Source organism: Streptomyces sp. NPDC000134, assembly GCF_042899225.1.
Lineage (GTDB): Bacteria > Actinomycetota > Actinomycetes > Streptomycetales > Streptomycetaceae > Streptomyces.
The window spans coordinates 11,930-34,461 of sequence record NZ_JBIAZN010000016.1; the positions used below are offsets into that span (position 1 = coordinate 11,930).

At 72.3% G+C, this 22,532-nt stretch carries 22 protein-coding genes, 1 pseudogene and 1 riboswitch; of the genes and pseudogenes, 6 read left to right on the forward strand and 17 right to left on the reverse strand.

What is annotated here, in order from left to right:
* Positions 1–84: 84 nt before the first annotated feature.
* The 4 genes from ACFY32_RS23430 to ACFY32_RS23445 form a co-directional block, all read right to left on the reverse strand.
* On the reverse strand, positions 85–432 hold the full coding sequence (locus tag ACFY32_RS23430; protein WP_359200259.1) for a nucleotide pyrophosphohydrolase: 348 nt from the start codon (positions 430–432) through the stop codon (positions 85–87).
* Positions 429–1,601, reverse strand: a complete 1,173-nt coding sequence (locus tag ACFY32_RS23435) for an ATP-binding protein (protein WP_359200257.1) — start codon at positions 1,599–1,601, stop codon at positions 429–431. The genes ACFY32_RS23430 and ACFY32_RS23435 overlap by 4 nt, the downstream gene beginning before the upstream one ends.
* Before the next feature lie 114 nt (positions 1,602–1,715).
* Positions 1,716–2,123 (reverse strand): cell division protein SepF, encoded by a 408-nt coding sequence (locus tag ACFY32_RS23440; protein WP_359200255.1) that lies wholly within the window; start codon positions 2,121–2,123, stop codon positions 1,716–1,718.
* 107 nt (positions 2,124–2,230) lie between these two features.
* Positions 2,231–2,683: a hypothetical protein gene (locus ACFY32_RS23445; RefSeq protein ID WP_390675168.1), complete on the reverse strand. Its 453-nt coding sequence runs from the start codon at positions 2,681–2,683 to the stop codon at positions 2,231–2,233.
* Positions 2,684–2,843: 160 nt separating this feature from the next.
* Positions 2,844–3,030: riboswitch (cobalamin riboswitch) on the forward strand.
* A 29-nt stretch (positions 3,031–3,059) separates the two neighbouring features.
* Between ACFY32_RS23445 and ACFY32_RS23450 the strand changes: the two genes are divergently transcribed.
* From ACFY32_RS23450 to ACFY32_RS23465, 4 genes are read left to right on the forward strand one after another with little or no spacing between them, the layout of a single operon-like run.
* Positions 3,060–3,758 carry an energy-coupling factor ABC transporter permease gene (locus tag ACFY32_RS23450; protein WP_359200251.1) on the forward strand — a complete coding sequence of 233 codons (699 nt, stop codon included), beginning with the start codon at positions 3,060–3,062 and terminating at the stop codon, positions 3,756–3,758.
* The gene (locus ACFY32_RS23455) at positions 3,755–4,096 is read left to right on the forward strand and encodes an energy-coupling factor ABC transporter substrate-binding protein (protein WP_359200249.1); all 342 of its coding nucleotides are present in this window, start codon (positions 3,755–3,757) and stop codon (positions 4,094–4,096) included. The genes ACFY32_RS23450 and ACFY32_RS23455 overlap by 4 nt, the downstream gene beginning before the upstream one ends.
* Positions 4,097–4,846, forward strand: a complete 750-nt coding sequence (gene cbiQ, locus ACFY32_RS23460) for a cobalt ECF transporter T component CbiQ (RefSeq protein ID WP_390675169.1) — start codon at positions 4,097–4,099, stop codon at positions 4,844–4,846.
* Positions 4,843–5,691: an ATP-binding cassette domain-containing protein gene (locus ACFY32_RS23465; RefSeq protein WP_359200245.1), complete on the forward strand. Its 849-nt coding sequence runs from the start codon at positions 4,843–4,845 to the stop codon at positions 5,689–5,691. The genes cbiQ and ACFY32_RS23465 overlap by 4 nt, the downstream gene beginning before the upstream one ends.
* Positions 5,692–5,965: 274 nt before the next feature.
* Here the strand turns inward: ACFY32_RS23465 and ACFY32_RS23470 are convergent, their stop codons facing one another.
* The 3 genes from ACFY32_RS23470 to ACFY32_RS23480 all read right to left on the reverse strand — a co-directional run bounded on the left by ACFY32_RS23470 (position 5,966) and on the right by ACFY32_RS23480 (position 10,374).
* Positions 5,966–6,712: a cobalt-precorrin-6A reductase gene (locus ACFY32_RS23470; protein ID WP_390675170.1), complete on the reverse strand. Its 747-nt coding sequence runs from the start codon at positions 6,710–6,712 to the stop codon at positions 5,966–5,968.
* 185 nt (positions 6,713–6,897) lie between these two features.
* A complete protein-coding gene (locus ACFY32_RS23475; protein ID WP_390675171.1) occupies positions 6,898–8,571 on the reverse strand; it encodes a cellulase family glycosylhydrolase in 1,674 nt (557 codons plus the stop codon).
* A 306-nt stretch (positions 8,572–8,877) separates the two neighbouring features.
* The gene (locus ACFY32_RS23480; RefSeq protein ID WP_359200239.1) at positions 8,878–10,374 is read right to left on the reverse strand and encodes an MFS transporter; all 1,497 of its coding nucleotides are present in this window, start codon (positions 10,372–10,374) and stop codon (positions 8,878–8,880) included.
* Between the two features lie 80 nt (positions 10,375–10,454).
* Here ACFY32_RS23480 and ACFY32_RS23485 point away from each other — a divergent pair, with 80 nt between their 5' ends.
* Positions 10,455–10,880 (forward strand): helix-turn-helix domain-containing protein, encoded by a 426-nt coding sequence (locus ACFY32_RS23485; RefSeq protein ID WP_359200237.1) that lies wholly within the window; start codon positions 10,455–10,457, stop codon positions 10,878–10,880.
* Here ACFY32_RS23485 and ACFY32_RS23490 read toward each other — a convergent pair.
* A complete protein-coding gene (locus ACFY32_RS23490; protein ID WP_359200235.1) occupies positions 10,832–11,683 on the reverse strand; it encodes a methyltransferase domain-containing protein in 852 nt (283 codons plus the stop codon). The genes ACFY32_RS23485 and ACFY32_RS23490 overlap by 49 nt on opposite strands.
* A gap of 28 nt (positions 11,684–11,711) precedes the next feature.
* Here ACFY32_RS23490 and ACFY32_RS23495 point away from each other — a divergent pair, with 28 nt between their 5' ends.
* The gene (locus ACFY32_RS23495; protein WP_390675172.1) at positions 11,712–13,205 is read left to right on the forward strand and encodes a PLP-dependent aminotransferase family protein; all 1,494 of its coding nucleotides are present in this window, start codon (positions 11,712–11,714) and stop codon (positions 13,203–13,205) included.
* Positions 13,206–13,260: 55 nt separating this feature from the next.
* On the opposite strand, the gene ACFY32_RS23500 is transcribed toward ACFY32_RS23495, so the two are convergent.
* The 9 genes and pseudogenes from ACFY32_RS23500 to ACFY32_RS23540 form a co-directional block, all read right to left on the reverse strand.
* On the reverse strand, positions 13,261–13,413 hold the full coding sequence (locus ACFY32_RS23500; RefSeq protein ID WP_359200231.1) for a DUF397 domain-containing protein: 153 nt from the start codon (positions 13,411–13,413) through the stop codon (positions 13,261–13,263).
* A gap of 225 nt (positions 13,414–13,638) precedes the next feature.
* A complete protein-coding gene (locus ACFY32_RS23505; RefSeq protein ID WP_359200229.1) occupies positions 13,639–14,295 on the reverse strand; it encodes a hypothetical protein in 657 nt (218 codons plus the stop codon).
* Positions 14,286–14,741 carry a hypothetical protein gene (locus ACFY32_RS23510; protein ID WP_359200227.1) on the reverse strand — a complete coding sequence of 152 codons (456 nt, stop codon included), beginning with the start codon at positions 14,739–14,741 and terminating at the stop codon, positions 14,286–14,288. Before ACFY32_RS23510 ends, ACFY32_RS23505 begins: the two co-directional genes overlap by 10 nt.
* Positions 14,742–14,757: 16 nt before the next feature.
* Complete coding sequence (locus ACFY32_RS23515; RefSeq protein WP_390675173.1) at positions 14,758–17,187, reverse strand: glycoside hydrolase domain-containing protein; 2,430 nt, start codon at positions 17,185–17,187, stop codon at positions 14,758–14,760.
* Positions 17,188–17,273: 86 nt separating this feature from the next.
* A complete protein-coding gene (locus tag ACFY32_RS23520; protein WP_359200223.1) occupies positions 17,274–18,488 on the reverse strand; it encodes an ABC transporter permease in 1,215 nt (404 codons plus the stop codon).
* Between the two features lie 134 nt (positions 18,489–18,622).
* Positions 18,623–19,312 (reverse strand): annotated as a pseudogene (locus ACFY32_RS23525) (ABC transporter ATP-binding protein); the annotation flags it as partial.
* A complete protein-coding gene (locus ACFY32_RS23530; RefSeq protein WP_390675174.1) occupies positions 19,309–20,697 on the reverse strand; it encodes a peptidoglycan-binding protein in 1,389 nt (462 codons plus the stop codon). The pseudogene ACFY32_RS23525 and the gene ACFY32_RS23530, both read right to left, overlap by 4 nt.
* Positions 20,698–20,705: 8 nt before the next feature.
* On the reverse strand, positions 20,706–21,563 hold the full coding sequence (locus tag ACFY32_RS23535; RefSeq protein WP_359200219.1) for a hypothetical protein: 858 nt from the start codon (positions 21,561–21,563) through the stop codon (positions 20,706–20,708).
* 125 nt (positions 21,564–21,688) lie between these two features.
* The gene (locus ACFY32_RS23540) at positions 21,689–22,138 is read right to left on the reverse strand and encodes a hypothetical protein (protein ID WP_359200217.1); all 450 of its coding nucleotides are present in this window, start codon (positions 22,136–22,138) and stop codon (positions 21,689–21,691) included.
* Between the last annotated feature and the right edge of the window lie 394 nt (positions 22,139–22,532).

Here is a 22,532-nt window from a genome sequence, read left to right on the forward strand (position 1 = left end):
GCGCCTGAGACGAAAAGCTAGAGGAAGACCGAAATCTGCGGACAACAATTCGATTATGGGCGGCTTTTCGAATGCGGAGCGTAATTACGGAGCGGGTGGTTCCGTGTCGGCCGGGCGCGGGAACCTCCGCTCGTTGCGGTCGATCTTCGCCGCGAGCGCCGCCAGCGGATCGACGCCGAGCACCGCGCAGAGCTGGAGGAGGTACGCGAGGACGTCGGCGACCTCGTCCCTGACCCGGTGCGCGGTGTCCGGGTCGGCCATCACCCGGGACGACTCCTCGGGCGTCAGCCACTGGAAGATCTCCACGAGTTCGGACGCCTCGACGCTCAGCGCGGTGACGAGGTTCTTCGGGGTGTGGTACGGCTGCCAGTTCCGGGCGGCGGCGAATTCGGCCAGCCGGTGCTGGAGGGCCGCGAGGTCGTGATCGGTCACGGCCCCAGGTGTACCACCGTGACGCCGGCGGTCCCGGCCGCCCAGGAGGCGTCGGGGACCGCGCCGACGAGGCGGATGTCGCCCCGGTCGCACAGCCGGACGGCCAGGCCCAGCAGTTCCGCCCGCTGCTCCGGGTCCAGGCCCCGGTCGAACCCGTCGGCCAGCACGGTGAGCGTCTGGAGCGCCGCGGGGACCTCGCCCGCCGGGTCGGGGTCCAGCACGCCGGGGCCGGTGAGCAGCACCAGCGCGAGGGCGAGGTAGCGCAGTTCGCCGTAGCCCAGGCGGGCGAGGCCGGTACGGACGCCGTCGCCCCGGTCCAGGGCGGCGGCGACCACCGCGCCGGCGCCGGGCTCGGTGACGACGTCCGCGACGTCACCGGCGCAGCCGGCGCGGACCGCCGCGACCAGCCGGGCGTGCCGCACGCGGTGAGCGCGGGTGCGCCGCAGGACGTCGGCGAGGTTGTCGCAGCCCCGCAGCAGCCTGCCCGAGCCGATCGGCGCGGGGTCCCGCATCCGGGCGGGGCGGGGGTCGCAGGCGAAGACCTGGCGCAGGGCGAGCACCATCTGCTCGGCGGCGGCGAGCACCCGGCGCTGTCCGTCCGTGGCGCCGGACACCCGCAGCGGCAGCAGCGCGGTGCCGAGCCGGTCGTCCGGCAGCGGGGCGCGGATCATGGGCACCGGCCCGCCGGTGTGCCAGGCGGCCTGCACGGCCCGGCGGCCGGGGTCGCGCAGGGCGGTCTCCAGCAGGACCAGCCCGCCGGCGGTCAGCCGCTCCCCGACGACGCGCAGGTCGGGCTCGGCCTGCACGGCGATGTCCAGGCGGACCGGGCCGGCCGGGCCGTCGGCCGTACAGCCGATGCGGAAGCCGCGGCGGTGCTGGGCGTCCGGGCGGGCCCGTTCGGGCACATGGGCGGCCGGGTCGGGGAAGACCGCGGCGAGGCGGGCGCCGCCGCCGAGCCGGGCGAGGGCCTCGTAGGCGCGCAGGGCGCTGGTCTTGCCGCTGCCGCTGGGGCCGGTGAGGAGGGTGAGGGGGCCGAGCGGGAGGGCGGTGCGCCGGTGCCCGGCGAAGGCGGACAGCCGCAGTTCGGTGACGCGCGGACGGCGGTCCGGGTGCCCCGCGTCGTCACCGGCGGACGGGACGGGGACGGCCTGGGCAAAGGGCACGGTCATGAGCCCGGACGCTAGGGCGCCCCTCCCCCGCCGAACCGTTCCACCCCTCACCACTTCCCACGATCGAGTGAAACCTCAGATGTGGGGTTGCTACGGCACGGGTGGTCGTGCCCGTCACACTTCCGGCGCCCCCGGCATGCCGGGCCCTCCCGCTTCCTCGACCCGCCCCGTGACCTCCGTGTCCGCCGGGGTCAGCAGGAACACGTTGCGGTCGACCCGGTGCATGCCGCTGGCCAGGCCGAAGACCACGCCGGTGCTGAAGTCGAGGACGCGCTTGGCGACCTCGGTCTCCGCGCCGGTCAGGTCCAGCAGGACCGGGATGCCGGACATGAGTGTCTCGGCGACCTCGCGGGCGTCCGCGAACACGTTGACCCGCAGGACGACGAAGCGGCGGCGCGTCTCGGTCTCCGCCTCGGGCAGCGCCCGATGGCCGACCGAGGACGGCCAGGCGTCGCGTCCGCGCAACGGAACGACCTGGGCGAGCCCCTCCCACTGTTCATCGGTGACGTCGTGGCTGTTCACCGGCTCCCCCCGCTCCGACTCGCCTTCAATGCGTGCACCAGCCAATTCTTACGCCAAGTCACCTGTTCGGCCCAACAGCGACACGGTGCGCGACCGGCCGGTACCGGTCACAGTCCGGTACCGGCCTCCTCCTGACGGCTGGCCAGGGACCAGATGACGAACACGTCCAGCGCCATCATGACCACGGCCCAGACCGGCGCGTACGGCAGGAAGAGGAACTGCGCGACGAGGCTCAGCGAGGCCAGCAGGATGCCCGCGAAACGCGCCCAGGCCAGGTCCTTGAGCAGGCCGTACCCGATGACCAGGGCCAGGGCGCCGAGGACGATGTGGAGGACGCCCCAGCCGGTGAGGTTCATCTCGTAGACGTAGGAGCCGATCCGGGCGTACACGTCGTCCTCGGCCACGGCCGCGATGCCCTGGAGGACGGCGAGGGCGCCGTTGCACAGCAGCAGGACGCCCGCGAAGACGATGCCTCCGGTCACCCAGCTCCGGTGCCGGTCGGCGGCGCGCGGGGACCGGGGCGCCGGGGCGCCCGGGGCGGGAGCGGCGTGCTGAGTCATGGCTGACGTCCTTTCACACGGTTGCTCCGAGCGTGCGCGCGGACCGCGCCGGGCAGCCATGCGGGATGGGCCGAACGGGTGAACCGGCTGGGCGGCGCCGCCCCGGCCGCCGGGCGCTCGGGCGCCCCGGGGCCCGCTTGTCACCACCCCCGCGGGCGCACTACTGTCGCCACGCCTTGGTGAACGGGAAATCCGGTGCGGAACCGGTGCGGCCCTCGCCACTGTGATCGGGAAGTCCGGCTCCCGCCCCGCAAGGGGCAGCCACTGGGTCCTCGCGGCCCGGGAAGGCGGAGCACGGGCGGTGGTACCCGTCAGCCAGGAGACCGGCCAGGGCGCGTCGTCCATCCACGAGGTGCTGGAGAGGGTCTGTCCGGTCATGCACATAGCCGAGGGTTTTCTGCCCCCGGCGCACGCGATCGCCTGGGGCATCGCGTCCGCGCCGTTCGTCGTCCACGGAGCCCGGTCACTCAGCCGTGAGGTCAGGGAGCATCCCGAGAGCACCCTGCTGCTCGGCGCCTCCGGGGCCTTCACCTTCGTCCTGTCCGCCCTGAAGCTGCCCTCGGTGACCGGGAGCTGCTCCCACCCCACCGGCACCGGACTGGGCGCGATCCTGTTCCGGCCGCCGGTCATGGCGGTGCTCGGCACCATCACTCTGCTGTTCCAGGCGCTGCTGCTCGCGCACGGCGGGCTGACCACCCTCGGCGCCAACGTCTTCTCCATGGCGATCGCCGGGCCGTGGGCGGGCTACGCCGTCTACAAGCTGCTGCGCCGCTTCGAGGCGCCGCTGATGGTCACCGTGTTCTGCGCGGCGTTCGTCGCCGACCTGTCCACGTACTGCGTCACCAGCGCGCAGCTCGCGCTGGCCTTCCCCGACCCGCACAGCGGCTTCTGGGGGGCGCTCGGCAAGTTCGGCTCCATCTTCGCCGTCACGCAGATCCCGCTGGCCGTCAGCGAGGGCCTGCTGACGGTGCTGGTGATGCGGCTGCTGACGCAGTCCAGCGGCGGCGAGCTGACCCGGCTCGGCGTGCTGCCGGCGCGTCCGGCGAAGGCCGATCCGGAGGCGGTGGCCCGGTGAAGCGGAACACCAGGATCAACCTCCTGCTGCTGCTCGCGGTGGCCGCCCTCGCCGTGCTGCCGCTCGCGCTCGGTCTGGGCGATCACAAGAAGGAGCCGTTCGCCGGGGCCGACGCGGAGGCGGAGACGGCGGTCACCGAGATCGACCCGGACTACGAGCCGTGGTTCTCGCCGCTGTACGAACCGCCGTCCGGGGAGATCGAGTCGGCGCTGTTCGCCGCCCAGGCGGCGCTCGGCGCGGGCGTGCTGGCGTACTACTTCGGGCTGCGCCGGGGCCGCCGCCAGGGCGAGGAACGGGCCCTGGCCCGGCGGAGCGCGCCCGGGACCGAGGGCGACTGAGTGCTGCCCATCGACGCGGCGGCGCACGCCAGTCGCTGGCGCCACCGGCACCCCGTGGACAAGGCGGTCCTCGGACTGGGCCTGACGCTGCTCGCCATCTCGCTGCCCGCCTGGCCGGGCGCCGCACTGGTCCTGCTGGCCGCGCTGACCGTGCTGCTCGGCCCGGCGGGCGTGCCGGGGCGCAAGCTGTGGCGGGCCTACCGGGTGCCGCTGGGGTTCTGCGTGACCGGGGCGCTGCCGCTGCTGGTGCGGATCGGCGGGCCGGGCGGGTTCGCCGGGCTCGCCGACGGCGGGGCGGTGCGCGCCGGTGAGCTGCTGCTGCGCTCGTCGGCGGCGTCCCTGGGCGTGCTGCTGTTCGCGTTCACCACGCCCCTGTCCGACCTGCTGCCGCGCCTGCTGCGGGCCGGGGTGCCCGCGCCGGTGGTGGACGTCGCCCTGGTGACGTACCGGATGAGCTTCCTGCTGCTGGACTCCGTGCGCCGGGTCCGGGCCTCGCAGGCGGCGCGGCTCGGGCAGACCACGCGGGCGGCGGTGTGGCGTTCGCTGGGCGGGCTGGGCGCCACCGCGTTCGTGCGCGCCTTCGACCGGGCGGCGCGGCTCCAGGCCGGGCTCGCGGGACGCGGTTACGACGGCACCCTGCGGGTCCTGGTGCCCGAGGCCCGCGTCTCGGTCCGCTTCACGGCGGCGAGCCTCGCGCTGCTGTGCGCGCTGGCCGCCCTCACCCACGTACTGGAAGGGCCGCTGACATGAGCGAGCCGGCACTTTTGTCCCTGCGGGGCGCGTCGTTCGGCTACGAGGACGGGCCCCGGGTGCTGGACGGCCTGGACTTCGACGTCCGCGAGGGGCGGGCGCTCGCCCTGCTGGGCCGCAACGGCAGCGGCAAGACGACGCTGATGAGGCTGCTCAGCGGCGGACTGCGGCCGCACGCCGGGCGGTTGGCGGTGGACGGGACGCCGGTGACGTACGACCGGGCGGGGCTGACCCGGCTGCGGACCACCGTGCAACTGGTGGTGCAGGACCCGGACGACCAGCTCTTCGCCGCGTCGGTCGCGCAGGACGTCTCCTTCGGACCGCTCAACCTGGGGCTGTCCGACGCCGAGGTGCGGGAGCGGGTCGCCCGGTCGCTGGCCGCGCTGGACATCGCGGAACTGGCCGACCGGCCGACGCATCTGCTGTCGTACGGGCAGCGCAAGCGGACGGCGATCGCGGGGGCGGTGGCGATGCGGCCGAGGGCGCTGATCCTGGACGAGCCGACCGCCGGGCTCGACCCGGACGGGCAGGAACGGCTGCTCGCCACCCTGGACGGGCTGCGCGCGGACGGGACGACGGTGGTGATGGCGACCCACGACGTCGACCTCGCGCTGCGCTGGGCGGACGACGCGGCGCTGCTCACCCCCGACGGGGTGCGCCGCGGGCCGGCGCCCGAGACGCTGGCCCGCCCGGAACTGCTGGCGCGGGCGGGCCTGAAGCTGCCGTGGGGCGTCGCCGCGGCCGCGCTGCTGCGCGCCCGGGGCATGCTGGGGGCGGCGGGCGCCGCTCCGCGTACGGCGGAGGAACTGGCCGCGCTCGTGGGGCGGGCCGCCGCTGCCGACTGACCCGAGGTACCGTCGGACCGCCGCCGCGGAGCCCGGCGCGGTGGGCGCGCGCTCCGCCGCCGGCCGACCCCGCAGGACCCGTCGAGAACCCTCGCCACCGACCGAACCCGACACTCCGCCGGAACACCCCCGCGCGGGCCCCACCGAACACCTCCGCTGCCGACCGACCCGGGAAATCCAGCGGACCGCCCCCGCAGCACCGCCGAGCACACCCGCTGCCGACCGACCCGGGAAATCCAGCGGACCGCCCCCGCAGCACCACCGAACACCCCCGCTACCGACCGCCTCCGAGAATCCACCCGACCGCCGCCTCGGGGTCCGGCACGGTGGGTACGTCGTCGGGGACCGGCGGGCGGCGTACGACGACGACGGGGACCCCCGCCTCCCGGGCGGCGGTCAGTTTCGGCGCGGTGGCCGCGCCGCCGCTGTCCTTGGTGACCAGGACGTCGATGCGGTGCCGCCGCAGCAGGTCGCGTTCGCCGTCGAGGGTGAACGGGCCCCGGTCCAGCAGGACCTCCAGGTGCGGCGGGTGCGGGGGTCCGGGCGGGTCGACGGACCGGACGAGGAACCACGCGTCGCGGCAGTCGGCGAAGGCGGCCAGGCCGGTCCGGCCGGTGGTGAGGAAGACCCGCCGGCCCAGCGCGGGCAGCAGCGCCGCGGCCCCGGCCAGCGAACCGGCCTCGTGCCAGACGTCGCCCGCGACGGGGCTCCAGCTCGGCCGCCGCAGCGCGAGGACGGGCACCCGGGCGCTCGCGGCGGCCCGCGCCGCGTGGAAACTGATCTCCCCGGCGAACGGGTGCGTGGCGTCGACCAGGACGTCCACGCCGTGCCCGGTCAGCCACGCGGCCAGCCCCGCCGCGCCGCCGAACCCGCCCTCGCGCACCTCGCCGGGCGGCCGCCGGGGCGCGGCCACCCGCCCCGCCAGGGACGTGGTCACCCGCAGCGCGGGCGAGGCGTCGGCGGTCAGCAGTCCGGCGAGCAGGCGGGCCTCGGTGGTGCCGCCCAGGATCAGTACGTGCACGGTGCTGCGGGTCCCTTCCCACGGTTGCCCCGAGCCTACGGGTCCGCCGTACCGGGGCGGCGCGGGCCCGTGGCCACGCCCGGGAGGCGACGGGACCGCCGGGCGCGGGTGCGGGGCGGGCGGGTGCGGGGCGGGACCGGTCCGGACGCCGGCGGCGCCGGACGCCGCGGACCGGTCCCGGTGGGTCAGCCGGTCGTGCAGGCCGTTCCGTTGAGGGTGAACGCCGTGGGCGCCGGGTTGGTCGACTGCTTCGTCCCGATGAAGCCGACCGTGACCGAGCCGCCGGCCGGGATCGTCGAGGTGTACGGGGCGGCGGCGACCGTCACCGAGGCGCCGCTCTGGGCCGGGGTGCCGCCCCACATGTTGCTCACGGTCTGGCCGGCCGGGAAGCTGAAGCCCAGGGTCCAGCCGCTGACCTTGGCGGTGCCGGTGTTGCGGACGGTGATCTCGCCCTGGAAGCCGCCCGGCCACTGGCCGACGACGCGGTAGCCCACCGAGCAGCGGGTGCCGGGCGTGCCGGTGTCCTTCCCGGTCCGCACGGTGACCGCGGCCGACCGGGGCGACCGGTTGCCGGCCGCGTCCCTGGCGTAGACCGCGAAGCTGTACGCCGTGTCCGGGGTGAGGGAGGAGACGGTGACCGAGGTGGCCGTCGCGGCGGCGGCCGGCGTCTCCGTGCTCCCGTCGACGCGGACCACGTCGTAGCCGGTGACGGCAACGTTGTCCGTGGCGGCGGGCCAGGTCAGGGTGACCGAGGTCGGGGACACCGCCGACGCGGTGGGGGTGCCCGGCGCGGTCGGGGCCCGGGTGTCGGGGGCGGTGCCGCCGAAGACCGTCGCCTCACGCGAGGTCGCGGCGATGCCGTCGGGGCCGTGGAAGATGCGCTGGCCCCAGGAGCTGAGCCGCGCCGGGTCGAAGTCGATGGCGAGGTCGAGGACCGGGTCGGTGTTGCCGCTCCAGGACCAGGCCAGGTAGCCGAGGTCGAGCTGTTCGGCGGTGGCCATCATGGTGTCCTCGTCCGGGTCGCCCCACTGGTCGGCGGGGCCGCCGAACTCCCCGATGAGGATGGGGAGTTTCGCGGCGACGAAGGCACCGAGGTAGTCGGTGATCTCCTGGGCGGTGTCGAAGACGCTGTACATGTGGATGGAGAAGATCAGGTTGCCGGTGGGGTCGGCGTCGTAGACGCGCTGGGCGTCGGCCCGCATGACGCCCTGCCAGTCCTGGCCCCAGTTGGGGGCGTCCACCATGATCGTGTGCTGGAGTCCGGCGGCGCGCAGCTTCTGGATCGCAGCGGTCGTCGGGGCGGTCCAGCCCTCGGGGTCGGTGTTGCCCCACGGCTCGTTGCCGATGTTGACGATGACGTAGTCCTCCTGGCCGGCCAGGACGTCCTTGAGGCTGATCCAGTAGTCGGCGGCGTGGTCGAGGGTGCCGGCGGCGGCGTCCTCGCCGTAGCCGGTGGTGTCGTGCACCTCCAGGACGCAGATCAGCCGGTTGGCCTTGCAACTGGCGATGACGGCGGCGACGTCCTCGGCGCTGTTGCGGCTCCAGCGGTAGCCGTCGGAGAGCACGACCCGCACGCTGTTGGCGCCTAGCGCCTTGATGTCGGCCAGCGACTGCGTCTCGCCGGGGTACCAGGTGTGGGCGTGGTTGACGCCGCGCATCACGAAGTCGTTGCCGTTGGCTTCGAGGAGGCGGCCGTCGCTGATGTGCAGCCCGGTCGCGGCGGCACCGGGCGGACCGGCGTCGGCGTGGGCGGCGGCCGGGGACAGGGCGATCAGGCCGAGCAGGGTGATCAGGGCCGTCGCGGCCGCGAACAGGAGGGCGGCCGGATTCGTACGGGGCGTGCTTCTTGTCGTTCTCACTGCGGCTCCGGGGGGCGTGAGGCAAGGAAGCGGGACGGGGAGTGTGGGAAAGTTCTGTGGGAGCGCTCCCACAGGGCTCCCATACAGCCAGCTTTGCCAGGGTCACGTCAAGAGGTGGGACGCCTCCCGCCCTCGCGGTCCCCTTGCGCGGCGGCGGGAACCCGGCCCCGCGTGACGGGAGGCGGGCCCCAGGAGGCCCGGCCTACAGCGACGCGGCGGCGGGAACCCGGCCCCGGCGCGGCGCGGGTGCGCACCGGGACGGCGGCCGAGGCGCACGGTCGCCCCGGCCCGGGAGCCGATGGGCCCTCACGCCGGCGCGGTGTCCGACTCCGCCCGGCGGTCGGCGACGGGCGGGCCGGCGGCCGGGGTGTGCGGGGCCCGGGGCCGCTCGCGCAGGACGACCGCCGCGACCACCAGCGCGCCCAGCACGAAGCAGGCGCTGATCCGGAAGGCGAGCTGGTAGCCCTCGGTCAGCGCGGCCGGCGCGGGCGTGCCGGCGCCGAGCAGCGCGTCGGTGCGGGAGGCGGCCAGGGTGCTGAGGACCGCCAGGCCCAGGGCGGCGCCCACCTGCTGCATGGTGTTGAACATGCCCGAGGCCAGCCCCGAGTCCCGCGGCGTCGCACCCGACATGGCGAGCCCGGCCAGCGACGGCATCGCCAGGCCGAAGCCGATGCCGAGCGGCACGTTCGCCGGGAAGACGTCGGCGAGGTAGTTCCCGTCGGCGGAGACCTGCCCGAGCAGGGCCAGACCGCCGGCGATCAGCACCAGGGCGGCCAGCAGCACCGCGCGGGCACCGAACCGGGCGATGAGCCGCGGGGCGAGGAACAGCGACATCAGACCGATCAGCAGCGAGACCGGGATCAGGCCGGAGCCGGTCCGCACCTCGTCGAAGCCGAGGACGCGCTGCATGTAGAGCACGGTCAGGAACTGGAAGCTGAACATCCCGGCGATCATCAGGGTGTGGGTGCCCAGCGCCCCGGAGACATTGCGGAACCGGAACATCCGGGGCGGCAGCAGCGGGTCGGCGGCGCGGGCCTGGCGGGCGACGAACGCGGCCAGCAGGAGCAGCGCGCCGAGGCCGAGGCCGAGGGTGCGGGCGGACCCGAAGCCGTGGTCGGCGGCCCCGACGATGGTGTAGACGGCCAGCATCAGCGCGGCCGTGATCAGGGCGGCGCCGAGCGCGTCGGTGCTCTTGCCCCGGCCGGTGCCCCGCTCGGCGGCGAGGTGGCGCCGGGCGAGCAGGACGGCGGCGGCGCCGATCGGGACGTTCACGAAGAAGATCCAGTGCCAGCCGACCGCCTGCGTCAGCACCCCGCCGAGCAGCAGGCCGAGGGTGCCGCCCGCGGACTGCACGAAGCTGTAGACGCCGATCGCCCTGGCCCGCTCCCCGGGCTCGGTGAACATGGTGACGATCATGGCCAGGGTCACCGCGGACGTCACCGCGCCGCCCACGCCCTGGAGGAAGCGGGCCCCGAGCAGCACCGCCGGGTGCTGCGCCAGGCCGCAGAGCAGCGAGGCCGCGGTGAAGACGGTCAGGCCGGTGACGAAGACCCGCTTGCGGCCGAAGAGGTCGCCGAAGCGGCCCGCGAGCAGCAGCAGACCGCCGAACGGGATCAGGTAGGCGTTGACCACCCAGCCCAGGTCCGACACGGAGAGGTCCAGGCTCTCCTGGATGGCCGGCAGCGCCACGTTCACGATCGTGCCGTCGAGGATCACCATCAACTGGCCGATGCAGAGGATCGCCAGCGCCAGATGACGCGAGGAGGTGCCGCCGGTCGGTACGGGCACGGCGTGAGCGGACATGGGTGTCCCTTCCATGGGGGCCTCTTTGTTACGGACTCCATGGTGTGTAACCATGACGCCCCGCGGAAGGAGGCACTTTTATGTCCCGGGGTCACATGGATGTGACGGAGCAGGTGGACAACCCGGCGTGCCCGGTGAGCGAGGTCCTCGAACGGGTCGCCGGCAAGTGGGCGATCGGCATCCTCGTCGCCGCCGCGAAGGGCCCGGTCCGCTTCACCGAGCTGGAGCGCTCCATCGAGGGCATCAGCCGCCGGATGCTCACGCTCAACCTCCGCAAGCTGGAGCGCGAGGGCCTGCTGGTGCGCACCGTCTACCCGACCGTGCCGCCCAAGGTCGAGTACGAGTGCACCGAGATGGCGCTGGAACTGAACGAGACGCTGCTCTCCCTCGTCGGCTGGGCCAGGCGCCACAGCGGCGACATCGCCCGCGCCCACGCCGTGTACGACGCGGCGCACGCTCAGGAGGAGACGGGCGGGCCGACCGCGAGGGCCTTGAAGAAGGTGTAGTGGAAGGTCCCGTCCGCCACGGTCCGCAGCAGGTCGGCGATCCCCCGGTCCCAGTCGGCCGGGGTCGTCAGCCCGGCGGCCAGCGCCCTGTCCCGCACGGAGGCGACCATGGCGACGAAGGTGTCGCGGGTGAAGCCGCCGGCCAGTTCGGGCCGGGTCGGGTCGGCGGACACCGGGACCGGGCGGACGTCGATGCCGGCGTAGCCGGCCCCGGCCAGCAGCGGCTGCACCTGCCGTCCGAGCAGCGCGTTGCCCCCGGCCGCCGCCTGGAGGCGGACCTGGCAGTCGATCACGGCACGGGCGTACGCGCTCTCCGGGTGGAAGAACACCGATCCGTGGTCCCCCTCGATCACGGTGACGGTGCCCCCGGGCCGCAGCACCCGGCGCAGACCGGTCAGCGCCGCTCGCGGGTCCGGCAGGTGTTCCAGTACGAAGCACACGAAGACGTGGTCGAACTCCGCGTCGTCGAAGGGCAGGTCGTACACGTCGGCGCGGTGCCACTCCACCGGCGCGTCGGGCGCGAGCCCCGTGACGCGGGCGCGGGCCCGCGCGAGGGAGGTCGCGGACCGGTCGACCGCGACGATCCGCGCGCCGGGGCTGGAGCGGAGCAGATGAACCGTCTGGGCGCCGGTCCCGCAGCCGACTTCCAGGACCCGGCTGCCCGGCGGGTAGGCCGTGCCGGTGTGCAGCAGTCGCGCGAGGGTGTCCGCCTGGTCGCCCAGCCGCCGGCTCTCCCGCCGTGAGTAACCGTGTACGTAGTCCGCCGCCGCAGCCGCTTCCGAGGGTCTGGTCGCTGTGTTCATGACTCCACCCTGCTGCCACTATGGCCCGGTGGACAGATCCAATGAGGGCGCTTCCCAGGGGTCCATAACGGCCGGGGCCGACTTCCTCCACCTGGCCGTCGGCGAGGCCCCGGCGGGCGGGAAGTCCGACTGGCTGGCCCGGCGGATCAGGCACGCGCTGGCCGACGGCCGCCTGCCGGTGGGCAGCAGGCTGCCGGCCACCCGGGTCCTGGCGGGCGAACTCGGGGTGTCGCGCGGGGTGGTCACCGAGGCGTACCGGCGTCTGGTCGAGGACGGGTTCCTCGCCGGGCGGGGGCGCAACGGAACGGTCGTCGTCGGCGCCCCCGCGGCGCCCCCGGCACCGGCCGCCTCCCCCGCGCCCGGCGAACCGGCGGCACCGCGTCCGGTGTTCGCCGCCGAGCCCGGCGCGGACGTCTTCGACACCTTGCGCGGGGCACCGGCCCGGATCGACCTCTCCCCGGGGCTCCCCGACCTGTCCGCGTTCCCGCGAGCGGCGTGGCTGCGCGCGGAACGCCAGGTCCTCGGCCACCTGGCGGCGGCCGACCTCGGCTACGGAGATCCCCGCGGCACACCGGCGCTCCGCCGGGCCGTCGCCCACTGGGTCGCCCGTAACCGGGGCGTCCGGGCCGATCCCGGCGAGGTCCTCGACGTCTCCGGCACCGCGCAGACCCTCACCCTGCTCGGACGGGTGCTGCGCGACGACGGGATCACCGCGGTCGCCGTGGAGGACCCCGGCTCGCTCGGCGCCCGGCAGCACCTGCGCGCCTGCCGACTGGACACCCCGCCCGTCGCGGTCGACTCCGAAGGGGTGCGCGTCGATGAGCTGCGGGCCACGGGTGCGGCGGCCGTCCTCCTCACCCCCGCGCACCAGTTCCCCACCGGCGTGGTGCTGCGCGGCAGCCGACGCAACGAACTGACGCGCTGGGCCCGCGAGACCGGCGGACTGGTCATCGAGGACGACTATGACGCCGAGCACCGCTACGACCGGCCCCCGGTGCCCGCCCTGCGGTCCGTGCTCCCCGAGCACGTCTGCTACGCCGGAAGCGTGTCGAAGCTCCTCGCCCCGGCCCTGCGCCTCGGGTGGGTCCTGGCCCCGCCGAAGTACCGCGAGGCCCTCGTGGCCGCCAAACGGTTCGCCGACCTCGGCAACGCCGCCCTGCCGCAGCTCGTCCTCGCCCGGTTGATGGAATCGGGCGCGCTGGAACGCCACTTGCGCCACCTGCGAAGGCAGCACCGCCGGCGCCGGGACGCCATGATCGACGCCGTCGGCGCCCATCTGCCGGGCGCGACCGTGCACGGTGCGGCGGCCGGTCTGCACCTGACCGTCACCTTCCGGGCCGGGTTCGCCGACACGGATCTCGCGGCCCTGGCACTGGCACGGGGCGTGAAGGCGCACCCGCTGTCCTGGCACAGCCAGCGGCCCCGCAGGCCGGGCCTGGTACTGGGCTACGCCGCGAGCACCCCCACCGACATCGGCGAAGGGGTGGCGGTACTCGGCGACGTACTGCGGCACCTGCCGTGAGGACCCGGCGCCGGACCTATCCGTCCCGCCGCGCCGCGTACCGTACGAACCGGGCTCAGCCGTCCCGGCCGACCACGAAGTCAGAGCGAGTGACATCCTTGGAGTCACGCACGCGCACGGCCAGCTCGGTGACGGCGATCTCTATGCAGTCGTCACCCTGGCTGCCGCTGTAGCTGGACTTGAACCACGCCAGTTCCGTCGTACTCATAGTTCCCCCAGGAGTCGCTCCAGCGGAGCCCGCGAATCCTTGGCGTGCGACCAGCCGTGAAGGCCGCTGTCCGCGTCGCACCAGCATCATGACCACGGCACACAGGACCGCTGCCGGAATCCAGAACCGCACTACCCCTATGGACACCATACGAAGCTCCTGGCGGACCTGCGTGATCTTGGGTAAGAACTCGTCCACCAGGAGCTTCACCGACGTGTCGGCGGGTCAGCGGCTCTGGAACGCGCGCGCTCTCTTCATCCGGGCAGGCTCGAAGGCGTCCGTCGCGCCCGCGCCGGCCATGCCTGGGTCTTCGTCCCAGCCGCGGATCTTGCGGGCGACGCCCTTGAGCCGCGGGTGTGCCGGCCGGACGGCGATCTCGAAGTGCGACTCCTTGGGCGTGGTGAAGTCCCCTCCCCAGGCCACGACCCCGTCCAGCTCGGCGAGGATGTCGCGGATCACGATCATCTCGTTGGGATAGAAATTGCCGTGCGCGCCGACCGGGTAACCGGCCGGCCGGATGGCGAGAGCGCTGCCGGACAGGTAGTTCGACTCGTACGCTTCGGACACGGAGCGGTCGTCGGTCCACCCGTGCACGTCGCCGCTGCGCAGCGCGTCGATCTCGTAGTGGAAGCGGCGCGCTATGTGCAGCAGGACGGTGGCGGCGTCGCCATCGGCGAGACGGACGCTGTGTCCGCTGCCTTCGATGACGAACGAGTCGGCGGCCTGGAGCACCGGCCATCCGTTGCGGGACGCGGACTTCGCCCAGGTGTTCGTGGCCGCGTCCGCCTGAGCGGGGGCGCCGAGGTCCGTGAGTACCGCTGCCGCGGTGACGGCCGCGCCGACGGTGAGTACCTGGCGGCGGGAGGGGCCGGTCAGTTGCACGATGATTTTTCCTTTACAGGCAGGGAAGGGCGCCGCGCCACGGCGAACCGCACCAGCACGGCGAGAGAGACAAGGGAGACGACCACACCGAGCACGACGACCGGATTCACCCACGCCGGGACCATGTCGTAGCTCGCGTTGCACTTGCTGTGCAGCGGGAACCACTTGTTGTACTCGGCGGTGTGTGCGTCCCGGTAGTCGGCGTCGTAGGGCTGGTGATGAACGAACTGGCATTCCTCACGGACGTTGAGGCCCATGCTGAACAGGCCGTAAAGCCACACCGCCAGCGTGCTGAACAGGGACAGGGACAGCACATGGCCCCACCAGTTCACGGCGCGCCATTGCCGGTCGCGGAGTCCCGCGTACAGGCGGCAGGCGCTCCACACACTCGCCAGTGCCCACCCCACGATGAGCAGCACGAGGGTGAGTACGACGGCCTGCTTCATGGTGATCTCCGTCCGGTCAGCGGGCCGCCCGGGTCCGGGCCGCCGCGAGGTAACGCTGCTGGTTGCTCTTGTACGTCTCGGCCTTCCTGGACTCCATGCCGATGCGGGCCACGATCGCGTCGGCGAAGCCCTGCTCGAAGGCGGCGAGCTTGTCGCTGCCGCCGGGCAGCAGAGCGTAGTCGTTGGGCAGGGCGGCGCGCGCGAGGGTGATCAGTCGCAGCTGAGCGGCCGACAGGGTTGCCTCCAGGTCGGTCAGCGCGTGGTGGGCGGAGGTCTTGCAGTTGGTCGCGGTGCCCCAGCGCCCGTTGAAGTAGGAGGTGAACCGGCTGAGCCCGCCGGAGCCGTTGTAGTGCGCCTTCATGGCGTCGACGATGTTCTTGCCGCCGCGGACCGCTCGGGCCAGGAGATAGCCGTCCGCGTCCTCGATGAGGTCGTTGAAGCCGAACGTGGAGGCGACGCCGGGAACAGCGAGCCGGTCGTGGCAGAACTGTTGCGGATCGGCGTATTCCTGCTCCGAATTACGCCAGTCCGCCCAGAACGTCATCAGGTCGCCGGCCCACCCGCCGACGTCGCCCCCGTTGGCGTCGGACTTGGTGCCTGGCTGGTCCTTCAGCAGGTGCGCGTTGGCGGTGGCCATCATGTGCGGCGCGCCGAGCTGGTAGCCCGTGAAGGGGTCGGTGAAGAAGTTCTCGACGTCCATTCCGTTGGAGTCGCAGTAGTCCACGAAGCCGGTGTCGTAGGAGCCGATGAGGTACCACCAGCCGAGCTTGTTCTCCAGGTCCTTGTCACCGTAGTCGTGGTGGCGGATGTACTCCATCACGAGCTGACTGCGCCTCTGCCCGGTGGCGCCGTAAGTACCGGCGAGGTCGTAGAGCTTCTGGACGTAGGCGAGGAAGCTGTCGGCGGGTCCGCCCGTGTCATTGACCGAGCCGACCCCCTTGTCGAGGCCGGATGCGGCGTCGTTGTCGAGGTCGAAGGTGTCCGATCCGTTGGTGACCTTGTATTCCTTGATCTGGTTGAAGGTCCAGTTGCGCGGGATCGGGAAGCCCAGGTTGCCCGAGAAGCCGTACGACATGCCGGATACGAAGGAGTAGCGCGCGAAGGTCTTGTTGCTGACGGTGCTGCAGACGTTCCGCGAGCCGTACACGCCGTGGGTGTACTTCTTTCCCTTGCTGGCCAGAGCGGCCTGCACGCCCTGGAAATAGGGGACGATGGCACTGGCTATCTCCTCGCTCGTGGCGTCGTAGTCGACGGCGAAGTAGATCGTGGTGCCTCGGTTGAACCCATAGGACTCGGCCTGCGCGTGCGCGTTGAGTCCGTGCTGGTACCCGCTCGTGTAGGTGAAGTCGGCGAGCTTGCGGGCGTTGTCCTGGTAGATGGGAAAGACGCGCAGGTCGTTGTCGAAAATGGTCTGCAGCTCGCCGGGCTTGATCTCCTTGTCCAGGGTCGAGCCGGGCGGGTCGTAGATGTAGCGGCCGATGTAGCGGGTGCCGTTGTCGTACAGCCATTTCGCGCGGGAGCTGGTGATTTCGTACCGGGTGTCGGCGCCGGTGACCTTCCGGTCCGGGTCGCCCATCGAGACCAGGAGCTGCGCCCAGGTCTGGTAGTCGCCGTTGCCGCTGACCGCCAGCTTGTTGAACCGCTGGAAGGCGGTGACCCAGGTGGCGAGGCCGGAGTCGAAGGTGCCCTCCTTGCGCCAGGTGGTGCGGACTGCGTCGCCATCGGCACTGTAGGTGGGCGAGTTGAAGACACAGGCGGCGGAGAAGAGGGTCACCAGTACGCCGCTCTGCCCCTGGGCGACGGGGTGGGACTTGAGGGCCGCCTGAGTGCCCGGTCCGAAGTTGCCGTTGGGGGCGGCGATACCCAGCTCGTACTGGAGGGCGATCATCAGGGACTTCTGGACGTCACGGGAGTAGATCCCGTCGCACGGGCCGATCGTGTAGGCGTCCTTGTTCCAGTATCCGCGGTTGAGCCACTGCTGGATCGAGCGGATCTCGTCGGTGCCGCCGGCGACCACCACGTAGGCGTCCATGTTCATCAGGCCGCGGGCGACCTGGACGTTGATGACGCCTTCCCCGCCGATGCCCATGTTGGAACGCAGCGACTCCACCGCGTCACGGGTGACACCTGTGAACCAGCCCTCGCTGCCGGGCTCGACGGCCCAGTACCCCTTGCACCACAGGGCGTACTCCAGTACGGCCACGATGTTGCGGTTCTTGTCCCATTCGAAGCCGATGTCGCCGAGGGCGGCGAATTTGGCCGCCGTGGTCGGTCCGAACGAGGCGACGACAGGGCTGATGCCCAGTTCGTGTTGCAGGGCCATCAGCAGGGAGTTCATGGTTCCCCAGCCGGTCTGCCCGTTCTCCGGACAGCGTACGTAGCCGGAGACGCTGCCGTACTTGGAGTTGACCCACTTCTGCGCTCTGAGGACTTGGTCGTCTGCCACAGATGGTTCCTTACGTCGGTGCGCACCGGTCGTCCGGGCGCACGGGCGGGGGCGCGGCCCGGTCGGGCCGTGCTTGGGAGGAGGCGTCAGCGCCGCAGCGCCTCGACGGGCTGGATGCGGCTCGCGCGCCAGGAGGGATAGAGGCCGGCCAGCAGACCGGTGGTGAGACCGAGGACGGGCGCGGCGGCGAGCGTCACCGGGTCCAGGACCGGCGTCCACCGGTTGTGCAGCGAGACACCGACGACGACCGCCGTGCCCAGCGACGTACCGGCGATCCCGCCGACCAGGCCGAGGGCGGCGGACTCGGTCAGGAACTGCCAGGTGATGTGCCGGGCGCGGGCACCGAGGGCCCGCCGCAGACCGATCTCGCCGATCCGCTCCATGACCGCGACCAGGGTCGTGTTGGCGATGCCGACCGCGCCGATGACCAGGCAGACGACCGACAGCAGCAGGAACAGTTGGCCCAGATCGCCGCCGACCGCGGTGCGCAGGGCCTTCGGGTCCGGCGGCGGGACGGCCCGCAGGTACTCGGGGTGGTCGGGGCGCAGCGCCAGGGCGGCCTCCCGCGCCACCTGGGGGGCGGCGCCCAGTTCCGTGGAGACGAGCATCTTGGCGCGCTCGTCCTGCGGCGGCCCCCAGACCCCTTCGGCGGTGGTCCTGGGGATGACGACGGACAGCAGCAGGTCCGGCATCCGCCGGGTGTCGTCGAAGATGCCGACCACCGTGAACGCGGTGTCGCCGATGAAGACGGCGGGCTGGGTGCGGAGGGTGCCGATGCCCAGGCGGGCGGCGGTCGACGCCCCGATCACGGCCACGGACTGGTGGTGCGCGTCGTGGAAGGCGTCGTAGGCACGGCCCTGGGTGAAGTGCGGCTCGGCGGCGGAGAGCACTCCGGCCGAGGCCGCGACGACCGGGGTCTGCGACACGGCGCCGGTCCCGTCCGCGACCGGCGAGGAGCGCACCGGCTCCCCGGGGGCGAGGCGGACCTTCCAGTACACGCCCGCGGCCTCGACCCCGTTCACCCGGGCCATCCTCCGGTCGGCGTCCGCCGGGAACGCGAGGGGCACCCGGTCGGCGTCGCGTCCGCCGGTGTCCTCGACGCTCACCTCGGTGGCGGTGAGCCGGTTGAAGCGGGTGTCGATCTGGGCGGCGGCGGTGCCCGTCAGACCGAGCACGGCGATGAACGCGCCGACGCCGAGCACCGTGCCCAGCGAGGTCAGCGCCGAACGGGCGGGGCGTTGCAGGATGCCGGCCACGGCTTCGGAGGCCAGGTCGCGGGGCGAGAACCGGGAGCGGCTCACCTGGTCACCTCCGCGGTGGTGCCGTCGTGGGAGGCGTGCGGGTGGTGGGCCGTGGCGGTGCTGTGGGCCGTGGAGGTGTTCTGGGCCGTGGAGGTCCCGTGGGCCGTGGAGGTTCCGTGGGCCGCCTCGGCCCCTGGAGTCGTCTCGGAGAGGACCCCGTCGCGGATGGTGATCACGCGGCGGCCCCGTCGGGCGACATTCGCGTCGTGCGTGATGACCAGGATGGTCATGCCGTCCCGGTGCAACTGGTCGAGCAGGTCGAGGATGGCGCCCGCGGTGTCGCTGTCGAGGTTGCCCGTGGGCTCGTCGCACAGCAGCAGCGCGGGTTCGGCGACCAGCGCACGGGCGATCGCCACGCGCTGGCGCTCGCCGCCGGAGAGCCGGGTCGGCAGGGCGTGGGCGCGATGCGCCAGGCCGACCCGGGCGAGCACCTCGGCGGCCTTGCGCCGCCGCACGCGGCGGGGCGTCCGCTGGTAGACCATCGCGAGTTCGACGTTCTCCTGGGCGGTGCGGTGGGGCAGCAGGTGGAAGGACTGGAACACGAAGCCGATCTGCTGTCCGCGCAGCGCCGCCCGCCGGCCGTCGTTCACCGTGGACGTGTCGACGCCGTTGAGCAGGTAACGGCCCCGCGTGGGACTGTCCAGCAGGCCGAGGACGTTGAGCAGACTGGACTTGCCCGAGCCCGAGGGCCCCACGATGGTGACCAGCTCCCCGTGCTCGATCCGCAGTTCGCAGGGGTGCAACGCGGTGACGGGCGGCGGCCCGGGATAGGTGAGCCCGAGGTCTTCCAGGGCGATGACCGCGGGACGGCCGGGCGGCGTCATGACGGGCCGCCGCCCGACAGGTCCACCCCGACGACGACGCGGTCCCCCACGCCGAGGGCGCCCCGGTCCACCGCGGTGACCTGCACATAACCGTCCGCGGTCATGCCGGTGTCGACCACCACGCGCCGCTCCTGCTCGCCCCGGCGTACCGTGACGGTGGTCCGCCCGTCCTCCCCGGCGGAGACCGCCGAGGCCGGGACCGCGAGCACGGCCTTGCCGGAGGACGCGGCGGTGATGGTCAGCCGGACGTCCTCGCCCGCGAGGGAGGCGGGCAGCCGGTCGGCCGGTTCGATCTTCACCGCATACGTGTCGGCGCCGGACCGCGCGGCGGATTCGGCGTCCTTCTGCGGCTTCGAGGGCTTGTCCGCGACCGACACGACCGTCCCCGTGGCCCGGTCGCCGGTCACCTCCGAGGCGATGGACACCTTCTGCCCCGGCTTCACCAGCCCCTTGACGTCCGCGCTCAGCGAGCCGTCGACGACGAGCTTCCCGGCCGAGATGGTGAGGAGGTCGGCGGACGCCTCGTCGCCGACGTGCGCGGACACCTGCTCCACGTAGGCCGGTTCGGCACGGACGTATGCGATCTCGGACAGGGGTACGACCGTGTGGGAGACCGGACGGGCAGGGGTCGCCGGTGGCGTGCCGTCCGATACGCCGCCGGTGTCCGCCCCGCCCTCGGTGGTCCCGGTGGCCTCGGTGGTCCCGGTGGCCTCGGTGGTCCCGGTGGCTCCAGTGGCTCCGGTGGTCCCGGTGGCCTCCTCCTTCGGCGCGGCGACGGGCTCGCCCTGTTCCGTGACGGGAGCGAACCCGTGCGCCCGGTAGAACAGCCCGACCGCCCGTTCCGTCCCGGAGCCGAAGGTGCCGGAGGGGTCGCCGCCCGTGCCGTAACCGAGCCGGCCGAGGGCCCGCTGGAGCTGGGCCACGTCGTCTCCGGTGCTGCCCGGCCGGAGATCCCGGTAGGCCGGCACCTCCCCTTCGAGGGCGAACACCGGACGGCCGGAGATCTCCAGCAGCAACTGCCCCATCCGCAGCGGCTTGCCCGCCTCGACGGCCACCTTGGTCACGATCGAGCGGCCGGCGTCCTTGCCGCCCGCGCCCTCACCGGACACGTCGATCCGCTGGGCCGCGGCGACCGTGCCACGGGTGATGACCGTCTCGGAAAGCACCTTCTTCTGGACGGTGGCGGTCAGCACGCTCGTCGGCGGCGGACGCGTGTCGGCGGCGGCCTGCGCCGGGGACTTGATGAGGGACGCGGCGGCCACACCGGCGCCCGTCAGGACCACCGAACCGGCGACCACCAGGACCAGGCTCCGCTGCCGGCGCCGCAGCCCGCCGCGCCGCCGGGAACCGGCCGCCCGGCCGTCCGGGAGCTTCTCTTCAGCCATCGGAAGCCCTACTCGCCCTTGACGATCTTCGAGGCGTTGCGCACCGCGGCGTCGATCTTCTTCCGCTCCGCCGAGAGCTGCTCGGCGTGCTGCTCGATGGCACTCTTCTGCAACGCCGACTCGGCCTGGAACCAGACCCACGCCACATCGGTCTTCTGCCGACACCTGATGTCGGCCGTGGCGGTGGCGATCTCCTCGGAACTGACCTCGGTGCCGCTGAACTTCGAGTCGTCGCTCGCGTCCAGCGGCTGCTCGTAGTCGTACCCGCTGCGCTTCATGCACGCCGACCAGTCCGCGAACGCCTTGACGACCTTCGGGTCCTCCTTGGACTTCACGAACGCCGCGTTCGCCAGCTCGACGGCGGCTCGCGCCTGTATCGCGTCGGCGTCGATCTCCTGGTTCGCCGCGCCGACACAGCCGCCCTCGGGGACCTTCTTGCCGTCGACCTCCTGGATGTCGCCGCTGAGGGTCTTGGCGTCCGGTCCGTCGGCGGTCGTTCCGTCTACGGCACCCTTTTCGACCGCGGCGTCATAGGCGGCCTGCTCCTCGGCGTCGGCCTTGTATCCGCGCTGTTCGGCGAGCGCCATGTCGTGAATGCCGTAACGCCAGTCGGTCAGCGTCTTCGGCCCCACCCTGGGCAGATCGGGCGCGGGAGTCCAGGTGAAACCGAAGCCCTTCATGCAGTCGCCGATCAGAATCTTCTTCGCCTGCGAGAGCTGCCCCTGTTCCCGCTCCGTCGGCAGATAGCTCTGGATGGGCAGAACCCAGCTCTGCGGGTCCTTGGAGTCGGACGAAACGGCCTGGTCCCCGCCGTCCGAAGCCAGGGAGCAGCCAGCGAGCAGGAAGGTCACCGCGGATGCCGCCACGACGGCGCGGACGGATGGTGCGGAGCGGAATGTACGAAGGGACAGCATGCGGGGAGCTTTCCGTGATCGATGAAGAAAGAACGAGCAGCGGCATCGACGCCGGCGGACGCGGATGCCGCCGCAGGTCAGCTCTTCCAGTTGAACGAGGCGTTCTCGTTGTACGTGGCTTCCAACTGGTTCACCGTGCCCCAGATGTAATCGGCCGCGCCCTTGTAACCGCTGTTGTAGTAAAGAACCCCGGTGTAGGTGGCGTGGCTGTTGCGCGCGGACGCGGCATTGTTCTTCACATGCTGCCCACTGCCGGCGCTCCGGAAGCCGCAGTAGGTGAGCGGGCTGTAACCCGTGCCGTCCTGCACCGAGTCGAAGTCGTACACCGCGTACCCGATGTTCCGGTAGTCGCCGGCGAGGTTGGAATTGTAGAAAATCCGGAACTTGAAGGTGTTCGACGAATCATAATTACAGCCGAACCAGTAGTTCTCATAGTCCCCGCTCGCCGCCGAAGCGGGCGTAGCCATACCCATCCCGATGGCAGCGGTCATCGCGGCGGCCATTACCGCCTTGTTCAGGTGACGCATTTTACCCTCTCTTGGGTTTAGCGCACATGCGGGCATGCGAGTGCCCACTCCGCACCTAGTTTCAGACGGCACGGAATGCGCTTGTGGTAACTGGTAGAGACCTCAGTACACACACATGATCAAGGGTTTTCAAGAGGGTTATTAACTCCTCCGTGATTAAACTAAGTAGCAAGATCGTTATGAGATCCCGTACAACCCTCGCGCTTTTCCCACCCACAGCCCCCAAGAAAAGCCACCAAACACCACCCAACCGGGCGTCCGTCCGATACCCCCCTTCCGCGGGCAAGCACGGTCAACGTCCGAGCAACCCAGGAATTGAAGCCGGAGGAACGGCCTCCGAAAACCGGACGTCACGATCAGGAAACGGCGATCGAATTCTCCCTGGACCGCCCCA

Coding starts and splice junctions, on each gene's coding strand:
- ACFY32_RS23435 (WP_359200257.1), bottom strand. CDS start 1,601: ATGACCGTGCCCTTTGCCCAGGCCGTCCCCGTCCCGTCCGCCGGTGAC.
- ACFY32_RS23445 (WP_390675168.1), bottom strand. CDS start 2,683: ATGACTCAGCACGCCGCTCCCGCCCCGGGCGCCCCGGCGCCCCGGTCC.
- ACFY32_RS23450 (WP_359200251.1), top strand. CDS start 3,060: ATGCACATAGCCGAGGGTTTTCTGCCCCCGGCGCACGCGATCGCCTGG.
- ACFY32_RS23465 (WP_359200245.1), top strand. CDS start 4,843: ATGAGCGAGCCGGCACTTTTGTCCCTGCGGGGCGCGTCGTTCGGCTAC.
- ACFY32_RS23480 (WP_359200239.1), bottom strand. CDS start 10,374: ATGTCCGCTCACGCCGTGCCCGTACCGACCGGCGGCACCTCCTCGCGT.
- ACFY32_RS23485 (WP_359200237.1), top strand. CDS start 10,455: ATGTCCCGGGGTCACATGGATGTGACGGAGCAGGTGGACAACCCGGCG.
- ACFY32_RS23490 (WP_359200235.1), bottom strand. CDS start 11,683: ATGAACACAGCGACCAGACCCTCGGAAGCGGCTGCGGCGGCGGACTAC.
- ACFY32_RS23500 (WP_359200231.1), bottom strand. CDS start 13,413: ATGAGTACGACGGAACTGGCGTGGTTCAAGTCCAGCTACAGCGGCAGC.
- ACFY32_RS23510 (WP_359200227.1), bottom strand. CDS start 14,741: ATGAAGCAGGCCGTCGTACTCACCCTCGTGCTGCTCATCGTGGGGTGG.
- ACFY32_RS23530 (WP_390675174.1), bottom strand. CDS start 20,697: ATGGCTGAAGAGAAGCTCCCGGACGGCCGGGCGGCCGGTTCCCGGCGG.
- ACFY32_RS23540 (WP_359200217.1), bottom strand. CDS start 22,138: ATGCGTCACCTGAACAAGGCGGTAATGGCCGCCGCGATGACCGCTGCC.